Annotated in this window: 19 protein-coding genes and 5 tRNA genes; 2 read left to right on the top strand and 22 right to left on the bottom strand. The window is 32.0% G+C overall.

The window, feature by feature from the left end:
• Positions 1-12 precede the first annotated feature (12 nt).
• From rplA to ACNG5D_RS13480, 19 genes are all read right to left on the bottom strand, one after another.
• Positions 13-702, bottom strand: coding sequence for a 50S ribosomal protein L1 (rplA, locus tag ACNG5D_RS13570; RefSeq protein WP_418184063.1), 690 nt, complete (start codon positions 700-702; stop codon positions 13-15).
• Between the two features lie 20 nt (positions 703-722).
• Entirely contained in the window at positions 723-1,160 is a 438-nt protein-coding gene (gene rplK, locus ACNG5D_RS13565) for a 50S ribosomal protein L11 (protein ID WP_144116615.1), read from the bottom strand.
• A gap of 71 nt (positions 1,161-1,231) precedes the next feature.
• Complete coding sequence (gene nusG, locus ACNG5D_RS13560) at positions 1,232-1,786, bottom strand: transcription termination/antitermination protein NusG (protein WP_418184062.1); 555 nt, start codon at positions 1,784-1,786, stop codon at positions 1,232-1,234.
• Positions 1,787-1,792: 6 nt separating this feature from the next.
• Positions 1,793-1,987 (bottom strand): preprotein translocase subunit SecE, encoded by a 195-nt coding sequence (gene secE / locus ACNG5D_RS13555; RefSeq protein ID WP_418184061.1) that lies wholly within the window; start codon positions 1,985-1,987, stop codon positions 1,793-1,795.
• A gap of 45 nt (positions 1,988-2,032) precedes the next feature.
• Positions 2,033-2,105, bottom strand: a tRNA-Trp gene (locus ACNG5D_RS13550).
• Positions 2,106-2,169: 64 nt separating this feature from the next.
• Positions 2,170-3,357, bottom strand: coding sequence for an elongation factor Tu (gene tuf, locus ACNG5D_RS13545; RefSeq protein WP_418184060.1), 1,188 nt, complete (start codon positions 3,355-3,357; stop codon positions 2,170-2,172).
• Positions 3,358-3,425: 68 nt separating this feature from the next.
• A tRNA-Thr gene (locus ACNG5D_RS13540) sits at positions 3,426-3,497 on the bottom strand.
• A gap of 90 nt (positions 3,498-3,587) precedes the next feature.
• Positions 3,588-3,660 (bottom strand) — tRNA-Gly (locus tag ACNG5D_RS13535).
• 61 nt (positions 3,661-3,721) lie between these two features.
• Positions 3,722-3,803, bottom strand: a tRNA-Tyr gene (locus tag ACNG5D_RS13530).
• Between the two features lie 33 nt (positions 3,804-3,836).
• Positions 3,837-3,910, bottom strand: a tRNA-Thr gene (locus ACNG5D_RS13525).
• 109 nt (positions 3,911-4,019) lie between these two features.
• Positions 4,020-4,322 carry a ribosome hibernation-promoting factor, HPF/YfiA family gene (gene hpf, locus ACNG5D_RS13520; RefSeq protein ID WP_418184059.1) on the bottom strand — a complete coding sequence of 101 codons (303 nt, stop codon included), beginning with the start codon at positions 4,320-4,322 and terminating at the stop codon, positions 4,020-4,022.
• Between the two features lie 38 nt (positions 4,323-4,360).
• On the bottom strand, positions 4,361-5,251 hold the full coding sequence (locus ACNG5D_RS13515; RefSeq protein ID WP_418184058.1) for a tyrosine-type recombinase/integrase: 891 nt from the start codon (positions 5,249-5,251) through the stop codon (positions 4,361-4,363).
• Positions 5,252-5,389: 138 nt separating this feature from the next.
• Complete coding sequence (gene rpsU, locus ACNG5D_RS13510) at positions 5,390-5,584, bottom strand: 30S ribosomal protein S21 (RefSeq protein ID WP_418184057.1); 195 nt, start codon at positions 5,582-5,584, stop codon at positions 5,390-5,392.
• A gap of 344 nt (positions 5,585-5,928) precedes the next feature.
• Positions 5,929-7,095 carry an acyl-CoA dehydrogenase family protein gene (locus tag ACNG5D_RS13505; protein WP_418184056.1) on the bottom strand — a complete coding sequence of 389 codons (1,167 nt, stop codon included), beginning with the start codon at positions 7,093-7,095 and terminating at the stop codon, positions 5,929-5,931.
• Positions 7,096-7,977, bottom strand: a complete 882-nt coding sequence (locus tag ACNG5D_RS13500) for a ComEA family DNA-binding protein (protein WP_418184055.1) — start codon at positions 7,975-7,977, stop codon at positions 7,096-7,098.
• 14 nt (positions 7,978-7,991) lie between these two features.
• Positions 7,992-9,689 (bottom strand): alanine/glycine:cation symporter family protein, encoded by a 1,698-nt coding sequence (locus tag ACNG5D_RS13495; RefSeq protein WP_418184054.1) that lies wholly within the window; start codon positions 9,687-9,689, stop codon positions 7,992-7,994.
• A gap of 107 nt (positions 9,690-9,796) precedes the next feature.
• Positions 9,797-10,816 (bottom strand): potassium channel family protein, encoded by a 1,020-nt coding sequence (locus ACNG5D_RS13490; protein ID WP_418184053.1) that lies wholly within the window; start codon positions 10,814-10,816, stop codon positions 9,797-9,799.
• The gene (locus tag ACNG5D_RS13485; protein ID WP_418184052.1) at positions 10,813-11,040 is read right to left on the bottom strand and encodes a PspC domain-containing protein; all 228 of its coding nucleotides are present in this window, start codon (positions 11,038-11,040) and stop codon (positions 10,813-10,815) included. The genes ACNG5D_RS13490 and ACNG5D_RS13485 overlap by 4 nt, the downstream gene beginning before the upstream one ends.
• Before the next feature lie 45 nt (positions 11,041-11,085).
• Positions 11,086-12,357: a DUF2851 family protein gene (locus ACNG5D_RS13480; RefSeq protein WP_418184051.1), complete on the bottom strand. Its 1,272-nt coding sequence runs from the start codon at positions 12,355-12,357 to the stop codon at positions 11,086-11,088.
• A gap of 79 nt (positions 12,358-12,436) precedes the next feature.
• Here ACNG5D_RS13480 and ACNG5D_RS13475 point away from each other — a divergent pair, with 79 nt between their 5' ends.
• Positions 12,437-12,832 (top strand): DUF2721 domain-containing protein, encoded by a 396-nt coding sequence (locus ACNG5D_RS13475; protein WP_418184050.1) that lies wholly within the window; start codon positions 12,437-12,439, stop codon positions 12,830-12,832.
• Here the strand turns inward: ACNG5D_RS13475 and ACNG5D_RS13470 are convergent.
• Entirely contained in the window at positions 12,829-13,668 is an 840-nt protein-coding gene (locus tag ACNG5D_RS13470; protein ID WP_418184049.1) for a sterol desaturase family protein, read from the bottom strand. The two genes, ACNG5D_RS13475 and ACNG5D_RS13470, sit on opposite strands and share 4 nt — an antisense overlap.
• A 25-nt stretch (positions 13,669-13,693) precedes the next feature.
• The gene (locus ACNG5D_RS13465) at positions 13,694-14,185 is read right to left on the bottom strand and encodes a YkgJ family cysteine cluster protein (protein ID WP_418184048.1); all 492 of its coding nucleotides are present in this window, start codon (positions 14,183-14,185) and stop codon (positions 13,694-13,696) included.
• Between the two features lie 65 nt (positions 14,186-14,250).
• On the opposite strand from ACNG5D_RS13465, the gene ACNG5D_RS13460 reads away from it, so the two are divergent.
• Positions 14,251-14,949 (top strand): class I SAM-dependent methyltransferase, encoded by a 699-nt coding sequence (locus ACNG5D_RS13460; RefSeq protein ID WP_418184047.1) that lies wholly within the window; start codon positions 14,251-14,253, stop codon positions 14,947-14,949.
• On the opposite strand, the gene ACNG5D_RS13455 is transcribed toward ACNG5D_RS13460, so the two are convergent.
• A complete protein-coding gene (locus tag ACNG5D_RS13455; protein ID WP_418184046.1) occupies positions 14,946-15,353 on the bottom strand; it encodes a hypothetical protein in 408 nt (135 codons plus the stop codon). The genes ACNG5D_RS13460 and ACNG5D_RS13455 overlap by 4 nt on opposite strands.
• Positions 15,354-15,355 lie beyond the last annotated feature (2 nt).

The raw sequence follows: 15,355 nt of genomic DNA, 5'->3' as shown, positions 1-15,355 counted from the left end.
GTTTTAACTTAATTAACTAACTTTAGGATCAATAGCTAAACTTGGGCTCATTGTAGAAGACATAAATATGCTTTTTACATAAACACCTTTAGCTGTTGTCGGTTTTAGTTTTATTAAAGTTGTTAATAATTCATTTGCATTTCTTGCAATTTTATCGGCACTAAAAGATGCTTTTCCTATAGCAGCGTGTACAATACCAGTTTTATCAACTTTAAAGTCAATTTTACCAGCTTTTACCTCGCTAACTGCTTTAGCAACATCCATAGTTACTGTTCCTGTTTTTGGGTTTGGCATTAAACCACGAGGACCTAATACACGTCCTAAAGGACCTAATTTACCCATAACGCTTGGCATTGTAACGATAACGTCAACGTCTGTCCAACCACCTTTAATTTTATCAAGGTACTCATCTAGACCTACGTAGTCTGCACCAGCTTCTTTAGCTTCTGCTTCTTTATCTGGTGTTACTAATGCTAATACTTTCATGTCTTTTCCAGTTCCGTGCGGTAAAGATACCACACCTCTTACCATTTGATTAGCTTTACGAGGATCTACCCCTAAACGTACTGCTAAATCAACTGATGCGTCGAACTTTGTATTGGTAATTTCTTTGATTAATGCTGATGCTTCATCAATAGAATAAAGTTTACCCTTTTCAATTTTTGCTAAAGCCTCTTTTTGCTTTTTTGTTAATCTTGCCATTTTGTAATGTCTTTAATAGATTAAGATGGGAATTGCCCCGTTACGGTTATACCCATTGATCTTGCTGTACCAGCTACCATTTTCATTGCAGATTCAATTGTAAATGCATTTAAATCTACCATTTTGTCTTCTGCGATAGTTTTTACCTGATCCCAAGATACTTTAGCTACTTTTTTTCGGTTTGGCTCTCCAGATCCCTTTTTCACCTTTGCTGCTTCTAATAACTGAACTGCTGCTGGTGGAGTTTTAATTACAAAGTCGAATGATTTGTCTTTGTAAACAGATATAACAACTGGTAATACTTTACCTGCTTTATCTTGGGTTCTGGCATTGAATTGCTTACAGAACTCCATGATGTTAACACCTGCAGCTCCTAAAGCGGGTCCAACCGGTGGCGATGGATTCGCAGCACCTCCCCGAACTTGTAACTTAACTACTTTACCTAATTCTTTTGCCATTTTTAATAATTTAAATTTGATGTTATCTTTCTTTTGGAAGCGAAAGACTCATCTATCTTAATGTAACACTATTATACTTTTTCTACTTGCATATAACTTAACTCTAATGGTGTTTTTCTTCCAAATATTTTCACCATTACTTCAAGCTTACGCTTTTCTTCATTAATTTTTTCTATGGTACCATCAAATCCATTAAAAGGCCCATCTATTACTTTAACAGTTTCTCCTTTTGTAAATGGTATTGCTACGTTAGTAGTTTCTTCAACAGATAACTCATCTACTTTACCTAACATTCTATTTACTTCAGACTGTCTTAATGGTACTGGGTCTCCGCCTTTAGTTTCGCCTAAGAAACCTATAACATTGGTTACAGATCTAATAATGTGAGGCACTTCACCTGTTAAATTAGCTTGAACCATGATATAGCCTGGAAAAAACACTTTCTCTTTTTGTATCTTTTTTCCACTACGAATTTGTATTACTTTTTCTGTTGGCACTAATACTTGATCAACATAATCTTGCAAACCTAAACGAGCAATTTCATTCTCTATATAAGTTTTAATTTTGTTCTCTTGACCACTTACAGCACGAACAACATACCATTTTTTTTCGCTTACTTCAGACATATTCTCTTAATTTATAATATCAAAATAAGCTGCAATAACCTTACTAAAAACTGTATCTACTCCCCAAATTGCTAGAGAGAACACTATAGAAAAAACAGCCACTAAAACTGTTAAACTTTGCGATTCCGCCCATGTAGGCCAAGTCACATTATTTTTTAGTTCTCCGAATGATTCTTTTATATAATTTACAATTCCAGCCATGTTATTTATTTTTTAATCTAAATTGAAATAATCAATTTTGCATTGCACGGGTTGAGAGACTCGAACTCCCGACACCTGGTTTTGGAGACCAGTGCTCTACCAACTGAGCTAAACCCGTAAACATAAGGCAAGGTATTCCGAATTACGAAATACCTTAACCTTATATTATATATTAAACTAAATTAGTCTAAAATTTCAGTTACCTGACCAGCACCAACTGTTCTACCACCTTCACGGATAGCGAAACGTAAACCTACGTTCATTGCAATTGGTTGAATTAACTCAACAGTTATTGTTAAGTTATCTCCTGGCATAACCATTTCAACTCCTGAAGGAAGCGCAATGTTTCCTGTTACATCAGTTGTACGTACGTAGAACTGTGGACGGTAGTTGTTATGGAATGGAGTGTGACGTCCACCTTCTTCTTTCTTAAGGATATAAACCTCTGCTTTAAAGTTTTTATGCGGTGTTACAGATCCTGGCTTAGTAATAACCATACCTCTTGAGATTTGAGTTTTCTCAATACCTCTTAATAAGATACCTGCGTTATCTCCAGCTTCTCCTCTATCAAGAATTTGACGGAACATTTCGATACCTGTAATAGTAGATGTTAATTTCTCAGCACCCATACCAATAATTTCTACAGGATCTCCAGTATTAGCTACTCCAGTTTCAATACGACCAGTTGCTACAGTACCACGACCAGTAATAGAGAATACATCTTCGATAGGCATTAAGAAAGGCTTATCCATATCACGTACAGGCTCTTCAATCCACTCATCACAAGCTTTCATTAATTCCATAACTGTATCTACCCATTTAGCTTCACCGTTAAGTGCTCCTAAAGCAGAACCAGAAACTACAGGTCCATTATCACCATCATACTCATAGAAGTTTAATAAATCTCTAACCTCCATGTCTACTAACTCTAACAACTCTTCATCATCAACCATATCAACTTTGTTTAAGAAAACAACGATACGAGGAATACCTACTTGACGACCTAATAAGATGTGCTCACGAGTTTGTGGCATAGGACCATCTGTTGCAGCTACTACTAATATAGCTCCGTCCATTTGCGCAGCACCAGTTACCATGTTCTTTACGTAATCGGCGTGACCTGGACAGTCAACGTGTGCATAGTGACGATTTGCTGTTTGATATTCTACGTGAGATGTATTAATTGTTATACCTCTTTCTTTTTCTTCTGGAGCGTTATCAATTTGATCGAAATCTCTTGCTTCAGATAAACCTGCATCAGCTAATACTTTAGTAATAGCAGCAGTTAAAGTTGTTTTACCGTGATCTACGTGTCCAATTGTACCAATATTTAAGTGTGGTTTTGAACGATCGAAAGTTGCCTTTGCCATGTTTTTAAATAATTTTAATCTTAGTTATATAATAATATTAGTGTATTCTACTTTTTAAACTCTAAAAGAGCCAATGACGAGATTTGAACTCGTGACCTCTTCCTTACCAAGGAAACGCTCTACCCCTGAGCTACACCGGCGTAAAGTTTTTATTCCTATTTTTCTTAAACAAAACCAACACTTTTGCTTCACTTAAAAAAAAGAAACTCCTACTTTCGCAGGATTTTTAGAGCGGGAGACCAGGTTCGAACTGGCGACATTCAGCTTGGAAGGCTGACGCTCTACCAACTGAGCTACTCCCGCAATTTTTTTGACAAATTCACATTTATCAAACTTCAATATTTACAAAAGCACTAAAAAATTGTGGGGAGAGCAGGATTCGAACCTGCGAAGACATAGTCAGCAGATTTACAGTCTGCCCTCGTTGGCCGCTTGAGTATCTCCCCAATTAACTTATTTTTAATACTTTAAAGAACTTGAGCCGATGGAGGGACTCGAACCCACGACCTGCTGATTACAAATCAGCTGCTCTAGCCAGCTGAGCTACATCGGCTTTTATATATTTTTATCATTAAAAACACATAAAAAAAGCCCGCTATTTCTAACGGACTGCAAATGTATATATTTTTTATTTTATTCAAAACATTTTTTAATAAATTTTATTATAAATGTGCTCTTAATTTTTCTTTTCGCTTTTTTAACTGCCTTTCTAACGATGCAACTGCCATATCTGTACCCTCTTCAAAAGATTTACATTGCTTTTTTACTACAAAGCTATCTCCTGGTACACTTACTTTTGCTTCAAATATTTTATTTTCTTTATCACTTGTATTTTCTACCTTTAAAAAAACATCGGATTTAATGACCTTATCATAAAACAAATCTAATTTATCCATTCGTTTTTGAATAAAATCGATTAATTTTTGGTCTGCGTTAAAATTTACTGATTGGGTGTTTACCTTCATAATCCTTTTTTTTTTGGTTAGACAATAATTTATTAATACTATTTTTTACTTCTTGGATGCGCATTGACATGCACTTTTTTTAATTCTGCTATACTATTATGTGTATATACTTGTGTAGCAGCTAAACTGGTATGTCCTAGAAGTTCTTTTACAGCATTTAAATTAGCACCTTGATTTAACAAATGGGTTGCGAAAGAGTGCCTGAGAATATGCGGACTCTTCTTTACCTTTGAAGATGCTAAACTAAAATACTCATTAATTATTCTGTAAACAAGTGTTTCGTATATTTTAACGCCTTTTTTTGTTAAAAAAAGTTTTTCTTCATTTAAAACATCCTCTAATTGGCTTCTTGCTTTTAAATATTTTAGTGCTGTTTGCTTTACTGATTTTAATAACGGGACAATACGCTCTTTATTTCTTTTTCCTAATACTTTTAACGTATTATTATGTAAATCTAAACTTTGTATTGTGAGTTCTACAAGTTCTATTCTTCTTATGCCTGTTGAATAAAATAGTTCTATAATGAATTTATTTCTTATCCCTTCAAAATCTTCTGTAAGGTTTAAAGTTTCTAAAACATTATTTATTTCTGTTTCTGAGAAAGGAACTTGAATTTTTTTACTTGCCTTTAAGGCTTTGTGTTTTGATAACGGGTTTATATTAATATGATTAATTTTTAAAAGAAATTTATAATAGGTATTGAGTGCCGATATTTTTCTATTTATGCTTCTGTTTGTTAATCCATTTTCTACAAGCAATACTATCCAGCTACGTATTTGAGAATAGTTTACTTTATTTATTGAATTGGTTTGATATTCGCTTTTAATAAATTGCAAAAAATCTTCTAAATCGTTTTGGTAGGCACTTACTGTTAGCTTAGAGTAGTTTTTTTCTAGCAGTAAATACTCTATAAATGATTTGAAAGGCATAATAAATTTATATTAAAATTTAAAAGTTAATATATTCTACACAACTTTTACAAGTTTTAAATATATTATTAAAATATTTAAATAAAAAAATCCCACTATATTCTAGTGGGATTGTATAATTTTAAAATAAGCTTTTATTTATACTTCTTCTGCATCTCTTAATGATTGAATGTATTGCGCTTTTTTTACTTGCGCTCTACGTTCAACAGAAGGTTTAGTATATTGCTTACGCTCTTGCAACTGATTTTTAACCGTTGTTTTAACAAACTTACGTTTGTAACGTTTTAATGCTCTATCTATATTTTCTCCTTCTTTTACTGGAATTTTTAACATATTGTCTTAACCTCCTCTCTTTTAGAATTTTCAGGCTGCAAATATAATAAGTATTTTAAAGTTTGCAATTGTTTTATATAAAATAAACATAACTAATTAAGCAAGATTGATGCATAGAACAAGTTTGTTTGTAAAAGCAGATTGAAACGGCATCCTTTTTATAAAGTCATATTTTATATCTTTTATTACAATTAATGCTAGTTATCCACTAAACTAAAAGTGTTTATACTAAAAAATATAATAAAAAGCACGATTGTACTTTTTTAACACAATTTACCAAATAAAAAAACCCTAAGCTTTGGTTTAAGTTTAGGGTTTAAAATTTTATTTATAAAGACTGCTTGTTAGGTTGCTGGCTTATATTCTTTTTTATCTATAATTATTTTTGCTAAAATTTCCTTTAGTATTTCTGATGTTCCTCCTCCTATTGGGCCTAATCTGCTATCGCGAAGTAAACGTGCCATTGGATACTCTTCCATATAACCGTAACCTCCTAAAAATTGCAAACATTGGTAAATAACCTCGTCTGCCATTTTTGTTGATTTTAATTTTGACATGGTAGCTTCTTTTACCACATACTTGCCATTATTTAAACTATTTGCTACGGCATAATTGAAGGATTTACAAATTTCCATATCGGCATATAGGTCTGCAATACTATGCCTTAAGGCTTGAAATTTATTAATAGTCTGCCCAAAAGCTTCGCGCTCGTTCATGTATTGTAACGCATATTCTAGAGCAAACTCTGCTCGTGCATGAGCGTTTATTCCCATAATTAAACGTTCTAAAGAAAAGTGCTGCATGATATAAGCAAACCCTTTGTTTTCTTCTCCCATTAGATTTGCTACAGGTACTTTTACATTATCGAAAGCAATTTCTCCTGTATCTGATGCTCGCCAACCCAATTTATCTAGCTTAGTTGCAGAAATACCAGCCATATCTCTATCTAAAACAAATATACTTATACCTTTATTTCCTAACTCGGGTGTTGTTTTAGCTGCAACAATTAAATAATCGCTTAGCACACCATTTGTTATAAAAGTTTTCGAGCCATTTATTATGTAATGATCTCCATGTTTAATTGCTGTGGTGCGCATGCCTGCAACATCGCTTCCGCCAAAAGGCTCTGTAATACAAAGGCAACCTATTTTATCGCCAGCTATACTTGGTGTTAAATATTTTTGTTTTATTGTTTCGTCTCCTTCGGCATTTAAATGGGTCATGGCTAAATACATGTGCGCCCAAATAGCCGCAGCAAATCCTCCTGAGTTTATTTTTTGAAGTTCTTCTAACATAATAACGGTATAGAATAAATCTAAATTCATTCCGCCATAGGCTTCAGGGTAATTAATCCCAAAGAACCCCATATCTCCAAACTTTTTCCAAATAAACCTTTCAATATTACCTGTTTGCTCCCACTTTTCTATATGTGGAACCACTTCTTTTTGTAAAAAATCTTGAAGGCTCTTTCTAAAAAGATTATGCTCTTCTGTGAAGTACATACTATTCATTTAATTTTCTTTATCGAAGTACAAATATAATTCAATTATCTTGATTTTATTTACCGGAAAGTCTTTAACTTTTAATAATTCGTTAATAGAACTAAAACCCTCTTGCAATTGGCGATGTTCTATAATGTTATGCGCCAAATCATAATCTATATGTGGTATATTTACTAGGTTGTTTATTGTGGCTTCATTTAGGTTTATACGTGTTATAACTTTTGGTGTTTTTACCGTGAATTGATTTGTTATTTTCTCTATTATTTCTGGGCTTAAACCGTAAACATCGTCAAGCTGAACATTGGCAATAAAACCTCCTAAAGATTTATTTCTAAATTTTATAATACGTTCTGAAAGCACTTTGCCCACCCCATTTACTTGCTGTAGTTGTTTAGCAGTTACTTTATTTAAATCTTGTTTTTGGGCATAAGATTTATTTGTGCTTTTATATTTTGTAATAGATGCCTTTTTTGATTTAGCGTTATTTACCCATTCTGGAAACTTAAAAAAAGGAGATATTACTTGTAGTAATGAGTCTGATATTTTGGTAACCTCTTGAAACTGCTTTGTAGAATTAATCCATTTATTTTCTTTTCTATAAGCCAGTAACCTATCAATCTCCCCATTAGTCATTCCTAAGGAAGCTCCTTTAAAATCTGTAATATAGTTTGGATTGAAAGGATATACTTTAGGTTTCCTTTTCTCTAGCTCAACTAACTTTAAGGAATCTATTTTTGCGGTGAATTTTAAAAGTTGCTCTTTATTTATTTTACTAATTTCTGCTGAAGGTAAATCAACAAAAAAATAAATACATTGAGCAATTACTATAAGTATTAATAATAAAAAAATCCCATTTCGCTGTTCTTTAGAAAACGTGAAATGGGATTTCATATCTAATTAACTTTTTAGTTATTTATAGCATCTGACTTTAATTTTATTGCCGACAGATAACGTTTTAATTGCTTCTTTACTACTGGGAATAATAAAAATAAACCAACCATGTTTGGAAAAATCATTGCAAAAATCATGGCATCAGAGAATGACCAAATAGAATTCATACTTGCAGCAGCTCCAATTACAACAAATGTTAAGAATAATATTTTGTAAATTAAATCTGCTGTTTTTCCTCTTCCAAATAAAAATTTCCAAGATTGCAAGCCATAATAAGACCAAGAAATCATGGTTGAAACGGCAAATAACACTACTGCTACTGTTAAAAACACATTAGAATAAGGTATATATTCCGCAAATGCTTTTGAAGTTATTCCTGCACCTTCAAAAGCTACACCATCAATAAATACAGCTCCTGATCCGTCTCCGCCATATTCAAAGAAACCACCTAGGTTAAAAATTACAATTACTAAGGCTGTCATTGTACATATAACTACAGTATCTATAAATGGCTCTAATAACGCTACTAATCCTTCTGAAGCAGAGTATTTTGTTTTTACTGCAGAGTGAGCAATTGATGCAGAACCTGCTCCAGCTTCGTTTGAAAAAGCTGCACGTTGAAATCCTACCAATAATACTCCTATTACAGAACCTACGCCAAATGCAGTAGGGTTAAATGCTTCTTGTACTATTAAACCAATAGCATCGTCAATTAAGGCGAAGTTACTTAAAATTATATAAACACAAGCCAATATGTACATAATAGCCATAAAAGGCACTACTTTTTCTGTTACTTGTGCAATACGCTTAATACCTCCTATAATAATTACACCAACCAAAATAGCTAGTACTAAACCTACAATAGCTCCTGCAGCAGTACTTTGCCAGTTAAACAGCTCTTTAATTACTATAGTTGCTTGGTTTGACTGTGCCGCATTACCACCACCAAAAGAACCACCTATACAAAATACTGCAAAAATACTTGCAGCAATTTTACCTATGGTTTTAAAACCTTTTGCTTTAAGCCCTTTACTAATGTAATACATTGGCCCTCCGTATACAGTTCCGTCTTCTCCAACATCTCGGTATTGAACCCCTAAAGTACATTCTACAAATTTTGTAGACATACCTAACAAACCACAAATAATCATCCAGAAAGTAGCTCCTGGCCCTCCAAGTGCTATTGCTAAAGCTACACCTGCTATATTACCATTTCCTACTGTACCCGATACTGCTGTTGCCAAGGCTTGAAAGTGAGATACCTCTCCTTCAGAGCTTTCATCTCTAATCGTGTCTACAATATCGCCATTAACTGCTAAATCGTTTTCTACACTTACTAAGTGCTCTTCAATATCAATATTACTTAAATCTTTACCTTGGGCAATACCATCTTCACCATATAATTCTTCTGCTCCATGTCTTTCTATATCTTCATATTTACCTCTTACTGTACTAATTGCTGTCCAGAAATATCTAATATTAGGAAAGCCAAAATATATTGTAAAAAATAAAGCACTACCTACCAATAGTACTAATACAAATGGTATTGTATATGCTTCGCTTTCATAAACTGGAAAAAAGACTACGTTGGTAAAAAATTCGGCTACAGGAGCAAAAGCTTGGTCTATTTTTTCGTCTAGACCTACATCGTCTTGAGCAAAGGTTAAAAATGGGCTTATTAATGTTAAAATTGAAAGAAGATACTTCTTCATAAAGTTATGTGTTAGTTAATTTATATTGAAAGATTCTTATTAAAAGCTAGCAAGATGCTAAAAAAAAATGATTTTTTAAAACAATAGCTGTTAAAATAGCATATTTACTACTCTATATTGTACTCTGAATTTAGTGCTTCTATTTGTTCTGGGCGTCCTAAAACTATGATTTTTGAATGTGTTGCTAATTCCATTTCTGCCTCAGGATTTACAATATACTTGCCATTTTCGTCTTTATAACCAATAACCGTACATCCGGTTTTTTTTCTTAGATCTAAATCTTTAATAGTTCTTGGTTTTTTAGAGTCAGAAAGCTTTTCTACTGCTACTTCTTCTATATTAATATCGGATTTACCAACTATAGATAAATTATCTATAAACTCCATTAAACCTGGAACCACAACTAAAGATGCCATATGGTCGCCTCCTATTTTATCGGGCAAAATAACATTATTTGCTCCTGCAAATTTTAATTTATCGTAAGAGGATTCGTTGGAAGCCCTACTTATAATATTTATTTTACTATTTAATTGCCTTGCAGAAAGTACTACAAATAGATTATCTGCATCGTTTGGCAATGCCGATATAAAACAGGATGCCCTACCAACGCCGGCCGTTATTAAGGTTTCATCTTCATTGGCGTTTCCTATTATATAAGGTACATCATCTATTTGTAAACGTTCTTCTAATTCTTTATTTTTTTCTATTACAACAAACTCTTTTTTATATGCTTTTAACTTTGTTGCTGCTTGTTTACCGTTTCGGCCATAGCCACAGATAACGATATGATTTTTAAAACCTTCAATTTTTTTTTGCATCTTTTTTAGTTTTAATTCTTCAACATCATTCTTACTCAAAATATATTCTGTTATTATAGATAAGGCATACCCTACTATAACAACGCTAGCTAAAATTAAAAATATTGTAAAAATTTTAGATTGATTATCTAACGGTACAACTTCGCCAAAACCAACAGTTGTCATGGTTATTACGGTCATATAAAAAGCATCTACCCATGAGTAACCCGAAATTGTCTTGTAACCAGCAACACCAATTAGCATAATAACAACAAGTAAAAATACTGCTGTGTAAATTTTTGTTCGAAAAAACTTTATTAATGGATTCATAAATCAAAAACCGATGAACGCTTTGTATAAATTAAGTCTTTTATTCGCATCCAAAAAGCTAAAAACAAGTATAAAGCAAACCCAAAACCAACGGTAACAAATGTTAAGTACATAAAAGATGTTCTAACTACTTTAGCTCGAATACCTAACCTATCTGCAATACGTTGGCAAACATAATAACCATGTTTTTGAAAAAACAATAAGGGTTTATAAATCGTGTTCATGTTGCAATTTAAGACTTACTTTTTTAGTTTAAAAGTTTATCGTTATTATTTATTAATAAGTGAATTTCCAATAGCACATTGTAAACATTTGTTTTTATCGCAATATTCTGTTTTTAGTTGAATTAATGCTTGAGACTCTAAGGCCGAGTGCGATATTTGTTTTAACCTATTAAAAGCATCAACAATGCTGTTTTTTTCTGAAGGTAATTTTAATGCAAGGCTTAAAATTCCTGAATCTATCTCTTCTCCCTTCTGTTTGGCATAACTAAATTTTATGGGTATTATAGTGTTAATAAGTAATAGGTTTACAAATGATTTTGATAAAGTTTTATTTGATGATTTAGATGTTTTTTGAAACGTATAATGTGTTTTCCAAAACTCTGTTGCTGTTATATTAAAAAGCTTATAAAAATCGTCTAGGTTTTTTGCTTCTATAACTTTAGAAAATAAACTTTGATGCTTGTTATACAAACTTGCTAATTGCGACAATCTAATGGTTGGAAAATTGGCTGGTCTTAATCTAAAAAATTGTACAGGCACAACTTGGTTATTTGTAATGCTGAATTTTTGTTTTAAAAAATTATAGTCTTTTACTAAACTTAAATAGTAAGCATTCTCGACATCTTGATTTAACAAGCCCGCCTGCCCTAATAATAGTGCTTCTAAAGTTTGTAAATTGGATTGTGTTTTTCTAATGATTGAAAAATCTATAGATTGTGCTAGACTAAAAAAAGATTCGCCATTAACCTTTAAACCAAAATTTTTGGTTAACATTTTAAATAAAACGGTTTCCCAATCGTTTTTCGAGGCTTTTAAAAGTGTTTTTATGGTTTTAGATTTTCGTTCTAAACGTTCAAAATACAATCGTTCTATCCAATTTCTTAAAACAAAATGATCTGTTAATGCAAAATCATTTTCGCAGTTAATCCATTTATTATCCTTATCGAAAAGTTTATCGTAATTATTTAGCAAAGCGCTATCAACAAAATCTTTTAACTGCAATGTTGGTATTGGCGTATTATTGTTTCTAAACACCTCTGTATCGTCTTCCCAAACTACATGCAAAATTACATTATCATAAGCTTTATCTTGTTCGTGATTATGCAAAAACCAATCTGACGATTTTATATGAATTTCTACATTTCCAGCCCAAAGCTGTTCGCCTATTTTAATTTTTGCATTAAAAAAATCTGGTCCCGAATTAAAATTATGTTGTCCTACAGATTCAATAACAACAGATTCTCCAACAGTTGTTTTTAAATTTATGAATTGTATTTTTTTATGTTTCCAGATGTAATGTAGGAAGTTTTCATGCATGTTGAAAGATAAAATTCCTATTTTAATATACCAAATTGAAAAACAGAATTTATAATTTTGCTATTAAGATTGTATTTTAATGGAAGCACTTACACTTACTACACCTGCCCTACTTTTTTCGGCTATTTCTTTAATTATGCTGGCTTATACAAATAGGTTTATAGCTTACACCTCTGCCATTCGCGACTTGTATGATAAATATCAAAAAAATCAAGATAAACGGTTTTATAAACAAATTAAAAATATAAAACACCGTTTATACCTTACAAGATATATGCAAATTTTAGGCATTACCAGCCTTCTATTTTGTGTATTAACTATGTTTTTAATTTACATAGACCAAAATACTATTGCGGTTTGGATATTTGGTTTTGCTTTAATTTTACTAATTGCTTCATTAGCACTTTTAATTATAGAAATTCAAATTTCGGCAAAAGCCTGGGAAGAGCATATTAGCGATATAGAAAATAATTAACTCTCGTCTTCAAACGAGGTTGGTTTTTGGTACTTTTGAAACGGTTGTAGCAACAAGCTTTTTATTTTACCATTCTTCTCTTCATCAGGAAACACATCTACACCATAAACTATTTTGCTAGTATCTAACTCCTTATAGGTACCAAATAATCTATCCCAAACAGAAAAAATATTTCCGTAGTTAGAGTCGGTATACGGCATTTTGTAATGATGATGCACCTTATGCATATCTGGTGAAACTATTATATAACTTAATAATTTATCTACTTTTTTAGGTAGTTTAATATTCGCATGATTAAATTGTGTTGCTATTACAGATAACGATTGATACAATAAAACCAATGCTATTGGGGTTCCTACAATAAAAATACCTGCAAGTGTAAACACATAACGAATAACACTCTCTAACGGATGGTGCCTGTTTGCTGTGGTAGTATCTACATGATGATCGGAATGATGAACCAAATGCACCATCCACAATGGTTTTACTTTATGCTCTATTAAATGCGGCAAATAAGCGCCTATGCAATCTATTAAAAGCACACCTAAAATACCATATAACCAAATTGGCATATCTGGCAACCAATTTAAAATTCCGAAATTATTAGCCATTACCCAATCAGACGATTTTAAAAACAAAAACGCTAAGGGCAAATTAACCAAAATGGTAGTTAGTGTAAAAAATATGTTAGGAATAGCGTGTTTCCACTTTTTATAATTAAATCCTACCAAAGGCACAATACCTTCTAATACCCAAAAAAGGGTTAGCCCTCCAATAATAATTAATGCTCTATGGTGCGTTGGTATGGTTTCAAAGTAATTTAATATAGTTTCCAAATTAATATATTTTGTTTTAAATATACTATTTTATTCTTGTTTTCATTTTTTCAACAATATTAAAAGCAGCAGGGCAAATGGCTACATTTTTTAAAGTTAGGTTTGATATTTGCTGAAACTTTTTTCTATCGGTATGCGGAAACTCTCTGCATGCCTTAGGGCGCACATCGTAAATTAAACAATAGTTATCGGCTCCTAAAAAAGTACAAGGCACACTTTGTAACACATAGTCGTTATCTTCATCTACCCTTAAATAAGTTTCAATAAATTGCTGCGTTTTCATTCTAAAATGTTTTGCAATCCTATCAACATCTTTATCGGTAAATAGCGGCCCTGTGGTTTTACAACAATTAGCACATTTTAAGCAATCGGTTTGATTAAAAGCTTCTTCATGCAATTCTTGCATGGTATAATCTAAATTTTTAGGTGGCTTTTTTTTTAATTTCGCAAAGAATTTTTTATTCTCGTTATGTTTATCTTTGGCGAGCTTTGGAAGATTTTTTATTAGGTCTTGCATGCTGTAAAAATAGTATTTTAATTTATTTGATTCCTAACTTTAGGTAAGCAACAAAAAAGTAAATTATGAAAGACCTTTTCGGGAACGCCTTATTAGACTACCAAAACGGAAATTATTCTGAAGACATTAAAACATCTACCAATATTTCGGGCGAAGATGATTTACCGCTTCCATACTTATTTCGTAATTTTAATACCATGCCAAAATTAGAACAAAAGGCATTAAAACTTTGCAAAGGCTACATTTTAGATGTAGGTTGTGGTGCCGGAAGCCATAGTTTATTTTTACAAAACAAAGGACATCAAGTTAAAGCTATCGATGTTTCTAAAGGCGCTATACAAGTTGCCAAACAACGTGGTGTTTTACATACTGAAACTTTAAATGTTTTAGATGAAACAGGTACTTTTAATACCATTTTGCTTTTAATGAATGGCACAGGCATTTTTCAAGAATTAACCCTAGTTTCGAAATATTTAACGCATTTAAAAAGCTTATTAAAACCCAATGGACAAATTTTAATAGACTCATCAGACATTAAATATATGTATGAAGATGAAGATGGTGGCTATTGGATGGATATGAATGCTAACTATTACGGCGAATTAGATTATTTTTTATCATATAAAGGCGAAAAAGAAGCACCAATGAAATGGTTGTATTTAGATTTTGAAACCCTAAAATTGGCCTGCGAAACGGTTAAACTTAAGTGCGAATTAATTATAGAAGGTAATCATTTTGACTATTTGGCACGAATAACAACTTAATTATCTTTTATAAAAACATGCTGATAATGACCTTTACCATAAATAAAATTAGTTTTATTTAAAACCTCAATTTTCTCGGTCACTTCATAATTTAAATTCTGTATTACAACAAAAAAGGCTTCTTGTTTTAATTGTATATTAAAAGCCGATTTCTTGTTAATAATCATATCCGAATCTTTAGTTTTTTCGGCTTTTGGCGGTAAATTCATTTCTGGAAGCACTTCAATAAAACCTTGGTTTTTATAAAAGCTAAATCTATAAACTACATTTTTTGTATCTCCTTTTAACCTCCAGTCTCCCTTTATTAAATTTTTAACTTGAGCAACCGTTTTACAACTATCAAGGTTTTGCGAAATACCATTAAAAGCTATTAATAAAATTAAAATGCAAAAAAGCTTTTTCATTT

Origin of the sequence: Algibacter ulvanivorans, assembly GCF_048381495.1 — a bacterium.
GTDB lineage: Bacteria > Bacteroidota > Bacteroidia > Flavobacteriales > Flavobacteriaceae > Algibacter_B > Algibacter_B ulvanivorans.
This window is presented reverse-complemented; position numbering and strand designations above follow the sequence as displayed.